Source organism: Prauserella endophytica (assembly GCF_005146945.1).
GTDB lineage: Bacteria > Actinomycetota > Actinomycetes > Mycobacteriales > Pseudonocardiaceae > Prauserella_A > Prauserella_A endophytica.
Map to the genome: position 1 here is coordinate 259,640 of NZ_SWMS01000001.1, position 12,793 is coordinate 272,432.

The 12,793-nt window shown below is 71.7% G+C and carries 13 protein-coding genes; 8 read left to right on the forward strand and 5 right to left on the reverse strand.

Features of this window, described 5'->3' with window-relative positions:
* Positions 1-98 precede the first annotated feature (98 nt).
* From FCN18_RS01355 to FCN18_RS01375, 5 genes are all read left to right on the forward strand, one after another.
* On the forward strand, positions 99-1,040 hold the full coding sequence (locus FCN18_RS01355) for an ABC transporter ATP-binding protein (protein ID WP_112266718.1): 942 nt from the start codon (positions 99-101) through the stop codon (positions 1,038-1,040).
* A 31-nt stretch (positions 1,041-1,071) separates the two neighbouring features.
* A complete protein-coding gene (locus FCN18_RS01360) occupies positions 1,072-1,839 on the forward strand; it encodes an ABC transporter permease (protein ID WP_112265757.1) in 768 nt (255 codons plus the stop codon).
* A gap of 270 nt (positions 1,840-2,109) precedes the next feature.
* On the forward strand, positions 2,110-2,604 hold the full coding sequence (locus FCN18_RS01365) for a hypothetical protein (protein ID WP_228713623.1): 495 nt from the start codon (positions 2,110-2,112) through the stop codon (positions 2,602-2,604).
* 46 nt (positions 2,605-2,650) lie between these two features.
* Entirely contained in the window at positions 2,651-3,325 is a 675-nt protein-coding gene (gene trmB / locus FCN18_RS01370) for a tRNA (guanosine(46)-N7)-methyltransferase TrmB (RefSeq protein ID WP_369973550.1), read from the forward strand.
* On the forward strand, positions 3,322-3,759 hold the full coding sequence (locus FCN18_RS01375) for a MarR family winged helix-turn-helix transcriptional regulator (protein ID WP_113641080.1): 438 nt from the start codon (positions 3,322-3,324) through the stop codon (positions 3,757-3,759). Before trmB ends, FCN18_RS01375 begins: the two co-directional genes overlap by 4 nt.
* Positions 3,760-3,826: 67 nt before the next feature.
* Here the strand turns inward: FCN18_RS01375 and FCN18_RS01380 are convergent, their stop codons facing one another.
* The gene (locus FCN18_RS01380; RefSeq protein WP_137092857.1) at positions 3,827-6,061 is read right to left on the reverse strand and encodes an FtsX-like permease family protein; all 2,235 of its coding nucleotides are present in this window, start codon (positions 6,059-6,061) and stop codon (positions 3,827-3,829) included.
* Positions 6,058-6,780: an ABC transporter ATP-binding protein gene (locus FCN18_RS01385; protein ID WP_137092859.1), complete on the reverse strand. Its 723-nt coding sequence runs from the start codon at positions 6,778-6,780 to the stop codon at positions 6,058-6,060. Before FCN18_RS01385 ends, FCN18_RS01380 begins: the two co-directional genes overlap by 4 nt.
* A 143-nt stretch (positions 6,781-6,923) precedes the next feature.
* Between FCN18_RS01385 and FCN18_RS01390 the strand changes: the two genes are divergently transcribed.
* Together FCN18_RS01390 and FCN18_RS01395 are read left to right on the forward strand one after the other, a co-directional pair.
* Complete coding sequence (locus FCN18_RS01390; protein WP_228713557.1) at positions 6,924-8,651, forward strand: sensor histidine kinase; 1,728 nt, start codon at positions 6,924-6,926, stop codon at positions 8,649-8,651.
* A complete protein-coding gene (locus FCN18_RS01395; protein WP_112265768.1) occupies positions 8,648-9,307 on the forward strand; it encodes a response regulator in 660 nt (219 codons plus the stop codon). Before FCN18_RS01390 ends, FCN18_RS01395 begins: the two co-directional genes overlap by 4 nt.
* A 2-nt stretch (positions 9,308-9,309) precedes the next feature.
* Here the strand turns inward: FCN18_RS01395 and FCN18_RS01400 are convergent, their stop codons facing one another.
* On the reverse strand, positions 9,310-9,741 hold the full coding sequence (locus FCN18_RS01400) for an SRPBCC family protein (protein ID WP_137092861.1): 432 nt from the start codon (positions 9,739-9,741) through the stop codon (positions 9,310-9,312).
* Positions 9,742-9,810: 69 nt separating this feature from the next.
* On the opposite strand from FCN18_RS01400, the gene FCN18_RS01405 reads away from it, so the two are divergent.
* The gene (locus FCN18_RS01405) at positions 9,811-11,124 is read left to right on the forward strand and encodes an amidohydrolase family protein (RefSeq protein ID WP_112265772.1); all 1,314 of its coding nucleotides are present in this window, start codon (positions 9,811-9,813) and stop codon (positions 11,122-11,124) included.
* Between the two features lie 74 nt (positions 11,125-11,198).
* Here FCN18_RS01405 and FCN18_RS01410 read toward each other — a convergent pair whose 3' ends face one another.
* Both FCN18_RS01410 and FCN18_RS01415 read right to left on the reverse strand, forming a co-directional pair.
* Positions 11,199-11,933 (reverse strand): D-Ala-D-Ala carboxypeptidase family metallohydrolase, encoded by a 735-nt coding sequence (locus tag FCN18_RS01410; protein ID WP_137092863.1) that lies wholly within the window; start codon positions 11,931-11,933, stop codon positions 11,199-11,201.
* 144 nt (positions 11,934-12,077) lie between these two features.
* Positions 12,078-12,761 (reverse strand): SDR family oxidoreductase, encoded by a 684-nt coding sequence (locus tag FCN18_RS01415; RefSeq protein WP_137092865.1) that lies wholly within the window; start codon positions 12,759-12,761, stop codon positions 12,078-12,080.
* Between the last annotated feature and the right edge of the window lie 32 nt (positions 12,762-12,793).

Sequence of the window (12,793 nt, forward strand, 5' to 3'; positions counted from 1 at the left end):
GGGTCAACGTCGGCAGACCGGCAACGGGGAAACGCCACGCAAGCCACGAACACGAAGCACGCGTCATTGCGGCGCATCGGCCGCACCAGGAGGACATGATGATCGAGGCACAGGGCCTCACCAAGCGGTACGGCAAGACACTCGCGGTCGACGACCTCTCGTTCAGCGTCACGCCCGGCAAGGTCACCGGCTTCCTCGGCCCCAACGGCGCGGGCAAGTCGACCACGATGCGCATGATCCTCGGGCTCGACAACCCGACCGCGGGGCAGGTGCGCATCGGCGGCAAGCGCTACCACGAGCTGCACCATCCACTCCGGACCGTCGGCGCGCTGCTCGACGCCAAGTGGGTGCACCCCAACCGCTCGGCCAGGGCACACCTCGCGTGGATGGCGAAGTCCAACAAGATCTCGCCGCGTCGTGTCGACGAGGTACTGGAGACCGTGGGCCTGAGCGCCGTCGCCAACAAGCGTGCCGGCGGCTTCTCGCTCGGCATGTCGCAGCGGCTCGGCATCGCCGCCGCACTGCTGGGCGACCCGGAGGTGCTGCTCTTCGACGAGCCGGTGAACGGTCTCGACCCCGAGGGAATCCTCTGGATCCGCAAGTTCATGCACCGGCTCGCCGAGGAGGGCCGCACGGTCTTCGTGTCGAGCCACCTGCTCTCCGAGATGGCGCTCACCGCGAGCGAGCTGGTGGTGATCGGCAAGGGCAAACTGATCTCGCAGAGCAGCACCGACGACTTCGTCGCCCGCGCCAGCGAGAACAGCGTCAAGGTGCGCAGCCCGCAACTCGACGTCCTGCGCGACGCGCTCACCCGCGCGAGCGCAACGGTCGCCGCCGCAGACGACGGCGTGGTGGTGTCCGGTTTGGACATCGCGAAGATCGGCGAGATCGCCATGGACAACGGCGTCGTGCTCCACGAGCTGAGCCCGCAGCGCGGCTCGCTCGAGCAGGCGTTCATGCAGATCACCGGCGACTCCGTCGAATACCACGCCGACCTCGAGGCCGAAGCGCGGCAGGCGCTGGCCCCCACAGCCAACTGACGAGCCACCACCGAAACCGAGGAAACCTACGATGACTCTGCTCGCAGTCGAACGCATCAAGCTGCTGTCCACGCGGTCGCCGTGGTGGTGCGCGCTCGTCGCCCTCGTGGTGACCGCCGGCTTCACCGCGCTCGTCGTCGGCAACGCCGACGAGCAGTTCCCGGCCACCGTCGCCACCACCCAGTTCGGATACAGCTTCGGACTCGCCGTGATCATGGTGCTGGCCGCGCTCGCCGTCACCACGGAGTACCGCTTCGGAACCATCCGCACCACGTTCCAGGCCATCCCGCACCGCGGCTCGGCGCTGCTCGCCAAGACCACGGTCATCGCCGCGCTGGCGCTCGTGATCGGCGAGATCACCGCGTTCGTGTGCTGGGGCCTCTCGATGCTGCTCCAGCCCAACGCCGACCTGGCCCTCAACAGCACCGCCGACTGGATCAACGTCGCGGGAGTCGGCGTGGTCTACGCGATCTCCGCCGTGATCGCCGCGGCCGTGGGCATCCTCGTGCGGCACAGCGCGGGCGCCATCTCGCTGCTGATGATCTACAGCCTCGCCGTGGAGAGCCTCGTCCAGCTCATTCCGAGCATCGGTGACGACATCTACGAATGGCTTCCGTTCAACGTCGCCAACAAGTTCCTCATGGGCGACGGCGGCTCCAACTCGGGCAGGGCGGCCGACGCGGGCATGCCCCTCTCGACGAGTCCGCTGAGCCCGGGCTGGGCCCTGGCCTACTTCGCAGGCTTCGCCGCGGTGCTGCTGGCCATCGCGATCACCACCGCGAAGAAGCGCGACGCCTGAGCACACGACCACCACAGGGAAGATCCGGACTCTGCCGCAATTCGGGGGCGGCGGGATCGGATAGGGGAGAGAAGAAGAGGCTCGGACCGCAATTCGGGGGCGGTCCGAGCCTCTTTCTCGTGTGCAGCTGATTAAAAGCCGGTTAACTGTCTGTGAGGACGCCCACTGGCCACGCGAAAAGGCATCGGCGCAGGGGATATTGGGTAACACCCGTCAGGACTTCCACGGAGGTGACCCTTGACGGTGACAGAGATTCCCCGCCTCGAGCCGATGCCCGAGCTGGAATGGGCTCGCGCCATCGAACTGCCCCGCGACGCCGGTTCCGCGACGACCCCGGCCGAACTGCGCACCGCCTGGATACACCGGGCCCCCGAGGACCAGGTGCTGGCTCTCTACCGCGCCGCCTGCACCCCCGGGGAACCGGTGCCGTCCCCGTGGTGGCTGCGTGCCGTCGCGGCGGGGACCCTCGGCCACCGGGAGGACGGCTTCCGCATCGAGGACCGCGTCCACAAGCTGCTCGGCAGACGCCCCGGCTGGGAGTACGTGCCGTGGGCCGCCGACGGCGAGTCGGGCTACTGGGAGTTCATGCCGTCGGAGGGCGGTCGCGCCGGCCACCGCATCCCGACCACGATCCTCCCCACCGAACGCCACCCCGGCTGGATCGACGTGCTGCCCGCCCACAGCCTCACCACGCCGGAACCGATCGCGGTCGCCGGCCTCGCCGGGCTGCGCGCGCGGCTGGGGGAGTTCGAAGCGGTGCGCTGAGCCGCGGCTATCGTGCCTGCTCGTGGATAGCGAGCAGGAGCCGAGGATGCGTAGCGTCGTCAGCTACGTCAAACGCGGCGGGCGCATGACGGCCGGGCAGCAGCGCGCGTGGGAGACCAGGTGGCCCGAGCTGGGCCGCACGGTCTCCGAGCTGCCGCCGGGTCCGATCGACTTCGCCGCGTGGTTCGGCAGGCCCGCCCCCGTGATCCTCGAGATCGGCTCGGGCATGGGGGAGACCACCTCGCAGCTCGCGGCGGCATCGCCCGAGGTGAACTACGTCGCCGTGGAGGTCTACGAGGCCGGGCTCGGGCAGCTCATGCTGCGCGCCGAGCGCCTGGGCGTGGTGAACCTGCGCCTGCTGCACGGCGACGCGGTGCCGCTGCTGACCGAGCACGTCGCGAAGGAGTCACTCGCGGGCGTGCGCATCTTCTTCCCGGACCCGTGGCCGAAGAAGCGCCACCACAAGCGGCGGCTGGTGCAGCCGGACTTCGTCGCGCTGGTGGCGTCGCGGCTCGCGTCGGGCGGCACGCTGCACCTGGCCACCGACTGGGAGAACTACGCCGAGCAGATGCTCGAGGTGTGCGGCGGCGAGCCGACGCTGCGCAACCGGTTCGACGGCTGGGCGCCGAGGCCGGAGTGGCGGCCGGTGACGAAGTTCGAGCAGCGCGCCGAGGAGGAGGGGCGCGTGAGCAGGGACCTCATCTTCGAGAAGCTGCCGTGACCGACGATTCGGTGCGCACGGCGTACCTGGTCAAACGGCTGGAGCAGGCCGTGCGCGGGCACCTGGAGTCGGTGCTGCGGCCGCACGGGCTCACCACGGCCCAGTACACCGCGCTCACCACGCTGCGGACCCAGCCGGGGCAGTCGTCGGCGCAGCTGGCCCGGCGCTCGTTCGTCAGCGCGCAGACCATGCAGGAGCTGGTGACGAGCCTGCAACGCCGGGGGCTGGTCGAGAAGGCGCCCGCGCCCCGCAACCGTCGGGTCCTGCACATCAGCCTGACCGCTCGCGGTGAGGCGGCACTGCGCGAGCTGGACGACGAGGTGGACGCCCTCGAACGCGAGATGCTCGCCGACCTCGACGCCGAGCAGACCGCCGCCTTCCGCGAGGCCCTCCGCGCCTGCTCCCGCCGCCTCACCCATCCGGGGACGCGGTGACTGCCCCCAAGGCCACCTTTGTTGCGTTGAGCGCACCGAAGGTGGCCTTGGGGGACGTTTGGTCACCTCACTCGTCGGCGAGGGGTTCCGCGCGGACCCGGTTGAGGGCCGGGCGGCAGACCGACGCGGCCAGCACCGCCACTCCGGCTCCCAGTACCACCGGCGCCGCGATCCACGGGGTCAGCACCACCGAGGACTCCTCCTCGACGAGGCTGTAGAGCCCGATCGCCACCAGCACCCCGACCACGCCGGCTCCGATCGTGGCGACCAGCGCGGGCATCGCCGCCTCCGTGCGCAACGCCCTCGCCAGCACCCGCACCGGCGTGCCGGCCGCGATGAGCGCCCCGAACGTGCGGCGCCGGTCCATCACCGAGCCCGCCGTCGCGATCGCCGCGCTGCAGCCGCTCAGCACCGCGGCGGCGACCAGCCCGATCACGGTGACCCTGCGCAGGTCCGACAGCTGCGTCTGCTGGTCCCAGATGCGCATCTCCCTGCTCTCGATCTGCGCTCCGCCGGCTGCCGCGGCCAGCGCCGTGCGCACGACCTCGCGGTTCGCCTGCGTCGTCGGCACAGCCACCGTCACCTCGGACGGGGACACCCCCTCTGGCAGCACGGCCGGGTCGATGATCGCCGTGCTGTACATGTCCTCGCCGGTCACCTCGAACGGCCGCACCGGCGTGTCCGCCGGGAGGGGCACCCCCTGCGTGCCCCACTCCGCGCTCACCGTGACGCCGTTCAGTTCCATCGGGTACTCGCTGTAGACCCCCGGCGTGCCCGCGCACGCGCCCGCCATGTCGAGCCGCAGCAGCCCCTCCGCGCGCTCACAGTCGAGCACCAGCGCCTGCTGTCCCGAGTTCTCGCCCTTGGCCAGCACCACCTCGCCGACGCCGATGGCCCGCTCCCGCTGGCCGTAGCGCTCCAGCGTCGCGTTGGTCTCCGCCACGATCCGCTCGGCGCGCGCCGCGTCGGTCGGCACGTACAGGACGGAGTCCCGGAACGGGGAGCTCGACCCGGCCATGGACTCGAACGACGGCATGAGCGTCAGCGCCATCGAACCCGTGAACACGGCGAGCACGACACCGGCCGACGCGCGGTAGGCGCCCTTCGGATCGTCCCGCAGGCGCCGCCCGGCCAGCAGCACCGAGGGCCTGCGCCAGATCCGCCCGAAGATGCCGCCGATCGCCGACGTCACCCACGGGCCGACGAGCGCGGCCGAGGCGACGATGAGGGCAAGGCCGAGCAGGACGAGCATCATGCCCATCTCGTCCTCGGCGGTCGAGACGACGACGGCGAAGAACAGTCCCGCGAGCGGCAGCGACAGCAGGCGCCACCAGTGCAGCGGCTTCCGCTCGTGGGAGCCGGTCGCGCCCAGCGGCGTCCACATCACCCTGCGCAGGCCCAGCACCGCGGCGAGCAGCACCAGGGCAGGCATCAGCAGGACGACCGGGATGGCGACGCCCAGCGGCAGCTGGAAGTCCGACGCCTGCCAGGTTCCGCCGTCCCAGGGCACGAACGTCGCGAGCTTGTGCAGCAGCGGGCTGGCCGCCGCGCCGAGGAGCGCGCCGCCGACGGCCGCGATGGCCGTCTCCGCGGAGACCATCGAGATCACCTGCCGCGGGGTGGCGCCGGCCAGCCGCAGCGCGGCGAGCCTGCGTTCCCTGCGGGCCGCGATGAGCCGCGCCGACGACGCTACCAGCACCAGGCTCGGCACGATCAGCACGACCACACCGACCCCGGCGAGCAGCTGCAGCAGCGGATCCTGTTCCGCGCCGCCCAGCGCGAACCCGTTCTGCTGGAACGCCGTCACGGGCATGTCGTCGGCGTCGTGCCCGACGAGCGCGACCAACTGGCCGGGGAACTTCAGCGCGTCCTCGCCGAGCGTGCCCACGACGTCGCCGCCGAAGCGCTCGCCGAGCTGCGAGCCCGGCATGCCGTCGGCGAGCCTCGCCAGCTCGGGCGAGAGCAGCACCTCTCCCGGCGCTGGCAGCTTCCCGACGCCCGGCGGCAGGGCGATGGAACCCGGGTCGGTCAGCGGCGCGACGTCGACCCGCGTGATCTTGTCGCCGCCTGTGTAGTCCTCGCTGGACGCCAGCGAGAGCGTGGCAGGGCCGTCCTCCCCCGAACCGTAGGACGGCTCCTGCCACGTGGACCGCTCGCCGCGTGCCTCGGTGGCGAACGGGAGACTGACGAGGAGGAGCACCAGCCCGGTCGCCACCGCGACACCGAGCCCGGTGAGGATCGCCGACGTCCGCGTGCGCCGGTCGCCGCGCAGGACCCGCAGCGCGAGCCGGAAGCTGTTCACGACCCCGTCACCCCGGTGGCGATACGGCCGTCGCGGATGGTCACCATGCGGGGCACCGACTCGGCGAGGTCGCGGTCATGAGTCACGATCACCACGGCGGCTCCGTTCTCGGCTGCCGCGCCGAGCAGGGCGTTCATCGTGTCGCGGCCCGTGCGCGTGTCGAGCGCGCCGGTCGGCTCGTCGGCGAAGATCACGCTCGGCTGGTGTGCCAGCGCCCGCGCGATCGCCACGCGCTGCGCCTCGCCACCGGACAGCTCACCCGGCCTGCGCGCCCCCTTGCCGGCGAGGCCGAGCCGGTCGAGCCACTGCCGGGCGTCCGCGAGGGCCTGGCCGCGGCTCACGCCGCCGAGCAGCAGCGGCAGCGCGGCGTTCTCCTCGGCGGAGAGCTCGGCGACGAGCATGCCGGACTGGAAGACGAAGCCGAACTCGGTGCGCCGCAGCTCGCTGCGCTTGGCCTTGCCGAGGTGGTCGATGCGCGTGCCGGCGAGCAGCACCTCACCGGAGTCGGCCGGCAGGATGCCCGCGAGCACGTGCAGCAGCGACGTCTTGCCGGAACCCGAGGGGCCCACGATCGCGACGGCCTCACCCGGTTGGATGTCGATGTCCACCCCGGCCAGCGCGTGCTGCGCGCCGTAGCGCTTCACGAGCCCGCGGCCGGAGAGCGCGGGACGGGTGGAGGTCGCGAGTGGACCCGGCGACTGTGTGGTCTGTGTTGGCATGCACAGCAGCGTCGCGCGAACCGCACACTCACCACTTCGGACAGACGGCCAGGACCGGACCAGCCGGCCTCGGCCGATCGGCCGAGGGGACACCGGCCTGACGGCCAAGGTGCGAGCGCAGCCGGATCAATTACCTTCGCATCGTGTCCGTACCACCTTTCCGGCGTAAGGTCGCCGATCTGCTGCAGTGGCTGGGCCTGCCGGGGGTGGTGCTCTTCGCCGCGCTCCTCTGCGATCTGGTGATCGTCGCGGACGCGAGCCTCGACGGCTTCGGTCCCCGCGGCGTCGACCTGCTGCTCCTGCCCGGCATCCTGAGCCTGTCGGCATGCGCGTTGTGGGGCCGCAGCCAGCCGGTGGTGGCGGCATGGGTCGGCGCGGCCGCGCTCGTCGGGAGCACGGTCCTCATCCGGCTCACCGGCACCCTGCCCTACACCGCGCTGCTGCCCAACATCTCCTTCGCCGAGACCGTCGCCGGGCTCGAGCTGGTGTTCTTCTGCGTCCGCGCGGCGAAGGCGGGCATCGCGTTCGCCACGACGTCGGCGATGGTGGTGGCCTGCCTGCTGGCGACGGCCGGCCGTGACTCGATCAGCTCGCGCTCCGAGCTCGTGCAGGCGCTCGTGAGCGGTTTCGTGCTGCTCACGGCCACCGTCGTGGTGGCCGTCCAGCTGCGCAAGCCGGCCGCGCAGCGGGTCCGCAGCGAGCTGATGACCCTGCTGCGCAGGCAGTGGCCGCTGGTCGGGGTGCTGGCCGCAGCGGTGTTCATGGACATCTTCATCTCGGCGTCGACCGGCGTGTTCGCGCTGGTGGTGCTGGCGACGAACGCGGGCGCCGTGGTGGCGACCGTGCAGGCCATCAAGCAGCCGGTGCGGTCGGCGCTGTGGCTGGCGGGCGTGATGTTCGTGTGCGCGCTGGGGCTGGCGTCGATGGGCGAGCGCATCGCCTACGTCAGCTTCGGCGGGTTCCCGCTCACGCAGGTGCTCGCCGGGATGATCGTGGTGGTCTTCCTGGTGCGCACCGCCGTGCCGCGCCAGGCCACGTGGTCGATCGGCCTGCTCTCGCTCGTGGTGGCCTGTGGCGCCGTCGCCAACACCATCGACCGCGACCAGGACTCCCTGCGCGCCCTCTTCGTCTCCGCGCTGCTGCTGCTCGGCATCTCCGTGGCGACCGGCCTCTACTTCCGCGCTCGCGACTCCGAGCGCACGCAGGCGGTGGAGACCGCGGTCAACGAGGCGCAGACCGCCGAGCGGATGGCGCTGGCGCGCGAGCTGCACGACGTGGTCGCCCACCACGTCACTGGCATCGTCGTGCAGGCGCAGGCGGCGAAGATGCTCGGCGAGAAGGACCCGCGCGTCGTGGTGGACGCGCTCGGGCAGATCGAGCACGCGGGCACCGAGGCGCTGGTGGCGATGCGCAGGCTCGTGCGCAGCATGCGCGGTGACGCGCCCTCCGGCAGCAGCGAGTTCAGCGAGCAGGCCACCACAGACCTGGGCGCCGACCTGCGGAAGCTCGTCGAGGCGGGCAACCACGGCGTGCCGACGGAGATCGAGCTGGACCTGCCTGCCGACCTGCCGCAGGAGGTGGCCCGCTCGGCGCTGCGCATCGTGCAGGAGTCGCTGACCAACGTCGGCAAGCACGCCTCCGACGCCACGCTCGCGACCGTGGCCGTCCGGGCGTCCGGGGAGGAGCTGCACGTGCGGGTGAGCGACAACGGGACGAAGGGGGCGGCGGTGCTGCCGGGTGGGGGCTACGGTTTGATCGGCATGCGCGAGCGGGTCGACCTGTTGCACGGGCGGCTCGCGGCGGGTCCCGGCCCCGATGGCGGCTGGCTGGTCGAGGTGTGGTTGCCACTGGACGGAGACGAGACGCAGTGATCCGGGTTCTGATCGCCGACGACCAGGACATGGTGCGGATCGGCTTCCGCATGATCCTCGACGCGCAGGACGACATCGAGGTGGTGGCCGATGTCGCCGACGGCATCGAGGCCGTGCGCAAGGCACGGGAGCTCCGGCCCGACGTGTGCCTGCTGGACATCCGCATGCCCGGCATGGACGGCCTGCAGGTGACCAAGCAGCTCGCGGGCCCTGACGTCGCCGACCCGCTCAAGGTCGTGGTGGTGACGACGTTCGACCTGGACGAGTACGTGCACACGGCGCTGCAGGGCGGGGCATCCGGCTTCCTGCTCAAGGACGCGGGGCCCGCGCTGCTGATCGAGGCCATCCGCGCGGCGGCCAGGGGCGACGCGCTGGTGTCACCGCAGATCACGGTGCGCCTGCTCAAGCACTTCGGCGACCAGCAGCAGGCCAGGCGTCCGGTCGAGCAGCCGTCGGAGCCGTTGACAGCGCGCGAGCTGGACGTCGTCAAGGCAACGGCCCGTGGGCTCACCAACACCGAGATCGGCACCGAGCTGTACCTGTCGCTCTCGACCGTGAAGACCCATCTGGCTTCGGTGCAGAGCAAGATCGGCGCCCGCAACCGCGTGGAGATCGCGGCATGGGCGTGGCGCAACGGTGTCGTGGACGACGCCTAGGCTTAGGCCTTGTTCGCGAGGTCGCGCAGATCCTTGCGCAGGTTGCGGCGCACGATGGGAGCCATCAGCCACCCGGCGAGGCCGTAGAACCCGCTCGCGTCCCCACGCACCCTGATGCTGGCGAGTGTGCCGCTCGGATGCTCCTCGAAGCGGTAGGTCACGCGCATGGGGAACGGCCCGGCGACCGACGACATGTCGAGCAGCTCCGGCGGCGCATGCGTGAGCACCCTGAGCACGTAGTCGATGCGCCTGCCGAGGAAGTGCGCGGTGCGGCGGACCTCCGAGCCGACGCCGAACCCGCCGCCGGGCGCCTCCTCGGTCAGCTCCGCTCTGGTGATGCCCTGTGTCCACTGCGCGTCGTTGCGCCAGTCCATCGCGTACGCGGCCACACGCTCGCGGGGCAGTTCGATCACCCTGTCGGCTTTCACGTCCATGTGTGCCTCCTCTGCCCTCGCCGGTGAAGTCGCGGAGGCGGGCCCCGGCGCGACACTAGAATCGCGCCCATGTCCCGCCGTCTGCGTGCGCCCGTGGTCCTGCCTGCCGATCCGACCTGTTCCGTCATCCGCGACGGCGTGGTGGACATCGACGACGCGGGCCGGGTCGCCTACTGCGGACCTGCGGTCTCGGCGCCGGGCCGGGCCGATGCGGCCGAGGTGACCGACCTGCCGGGCATCCTGCTGCCCGGGCTGGTGAACACCCACGCGCACAGCCCCATGGTGCTCCTTCGCGGCATGGGCGGTGACCTGCCGCTGCTGCGCTGGCTGCGCGAGGTGATCTGGCCCGCCGAGGCGAGGCTGCGTCCCTCCGACGTCCACGCCGGGATGCTGCTCGGCTCGGTGGAGATGCTGCGCAGGGGCGTCACCACCAGCGCCGAGATGTACTTCCACGCCGAGCAGCTCGCCGACGCGGTGCTCACCACGGGCGCGCGCGTGGTGCTCGGCGGCCCCATCATCGACCTGCCCGGCCTCGACTGGCGGACCATGATCACGGCGACGGAACGCTGGATCGACGCCGACGGGCTGCGGTTCGGTCGCGGCGAGCGGGTCGAGCTGTCCTACGCGGCGCACTCGGCGTACATGCTGCCGCCCGAGGCGCTGCGGGAGGTCGCCAAGTCGGCGGCGGCGCGCGGCGCGCTCGTGCAGATCCACGTGGCCGAGGCCGCGGACGAGGACGAGCGGCAGCGCGCCGAGTTCGGCTCGGTGCCACGCCTGCTCGACCAGGTTGGCCTGCTCGACGGCAGGCTCATCGCCGCGCACGCGGTGCATCTGTCCGATGAGGACATCGCGTTGCTCGCCGCGCGTGGGGCGGGGGTCGCGCACTGTCCCGGGTCCAACGCCAAGCTCGCGTCGGGCATCGCGCGACTGGCCGACCTGCGGGCGGCCTCGGTGCCGGTCGGGCTCGGCACCGACGGCCCCGCCAGCAACGACGACCTCGACCTCTGGGAGGAGGTCCAGCTCTCGGCGATGCTCGCGCGGCTGTCCACTCGGGACTCGACCGTGGTGACCGCGGCGGACGCCCTGCTGCTGGCCACGCGCGGCGGGGCGGACGCGCTCGGCCGTGACGACATCGGCGCCCTGGAGCCGGGGCGGTGGGCCGACGTCGTGCACGTCGACCTCGACGACCCCGCGTTCGCGGCCGGTCTCGACGTGCCCGACGACCAGCTGCTGGCGAACCTCGTGTGGGCCGCGGGATCTCGGCGCGTGCGCGATGTGTGGGTGGCGGGCGAGCAGGTGGTCGCCGAGGGCGAGGCGCTGCGCGCCGACCGCGCCGAGGCGCAGGCGAACGTGGCCAAAGCCGCCGCCCACCTCCGAGGCTGAATGTTCCCCCAAGGCCACCTTTGTTGCGCTCAACGCAACAAAGGTGGCCTTGGGGGGCGCTACGAAAGTACGGGTCAGATGCCGCAGCTGGGGGCTGACCAGAACTGACCGGAGCGGTGGGCGACGTGGACGTGGTCGTCGTGGCCCTCGTAGCCTGGCCCGAGGATCTCGGCGAACCCGTGGTGCCGGGCCTGCCGCGCCAGCGCGCAGAAGCCCTGCGATCCGGCGCCGAGGTCCACGGCATCGCCGTAGAGGTGACGGCTCGCCGGAGCGCCGCCGACCGCGTTGTTGCAGGCGACGCTGCGGAACCCGCCGTTCACGACGATCGGCCGGTCGCCCATCGCGTGCCGCATGGCCTGCAGCTTCCACATCGACACCAGCGCGTTGGCCTTGGCCTGCGAGGCGGAGACGTTGCCACCCGACCAATCGGAGTTGCAGTTGTTCAGCTCGCCGTAGGAGAAGTTGACGGGCGTGCAGTCGTCGTCCTGCAGCTCGTAGAGCTTGGCGTAGGTCTGCGCTCCCGCGATTCCGTCCGCGCCGAGCCCGTACGCCTGCTGGAACCGGGTCACGGCGGCCTTCGTGCCGGGACCGAACTGACCGTCGATGGCGAGCACCCCGCCCTCGCCGGGGTAGCCGGCCACACGGATCTGCAGCTGCCGGACGTCCTCACCGGACGCTCCCTCGCTGAGCGTGCGGTTCCAGGTGTAGCAGCCGTCAGCGGCGGCGACGTCCGCCGAGGCCGGTGTCGTGAACGACAGCGCGGCGCTGGCCAGCAGGGCCAGCAACACCGCGACGAAACGGGTTTTCATGGTGGGGGCCTCCTCCGGGGATCACACCGGGCGCCCGAAAGCGTGGCAATGTCGCTTTCGGACTGTCAATGGATCACCGGATAAAGGCATGGTTTGGTGGAGACCAACCGGCCGGACGGACTACACCAAACGAACCTTGACGCCTCACCGGGGACGCGGGCGGACCGTGATCTCGGTGAGGTGCGCGTCGGGGCTCGCCAGCACCGCCGAGCGCACCGCGGCGGCGACGGACTCCGGACGCAGGTACTTCTCCGGCAGGTAGTCGCCGCCCTCGCCCGCGACCACGGCCTGCTGCATCTCGGTGTCGGTACGGCCGGGGAAGACCGACGTCACGCGCAGCGCGGTCTCCTCGGCACGCAGCACGTCCGCGAAGGCGCGCAGGCCGAACTTGCTCGCCGCGTAGGCGCCCCAGCCCTCGCGCGCGGCGAGGCCCTGACCGGAGTTGATCAGCACGACGTGGCCGTGGGCCGCACGCAGCGCGGGCAGCAGGAGCCTGGTCAGCTCGGCCACGGCCACCACGTTGACCTCGAAGTTGTGCCGCCACACCTGCGCCGGCGACTGCTCGACCGTGCCGAGCTTCGCGACCCCGGCCGAGTGCACGAGCACGTCGAGCGAGGAGATCTCTGCCGCTGCCGTCGCCACGGCGGACGCGTCGGTGAGGTCCACGGGCCACGGGCTCGTCTCCGGCAGCTCACCGGCAAGCTCGGCGAGCGCGAGCTCGTCGCGCCCGCCGAGCAGGAGCCGGTGGGTCGGGGCGAGTGCCCGTGCCACGGCGGCACCGATTCCCCTTGACGCGCCGGTGACGAGTGCGAGCGGTCGGTCAGCCATGCCCTGCACCGTAAAGGGCATGGCCGAACCGC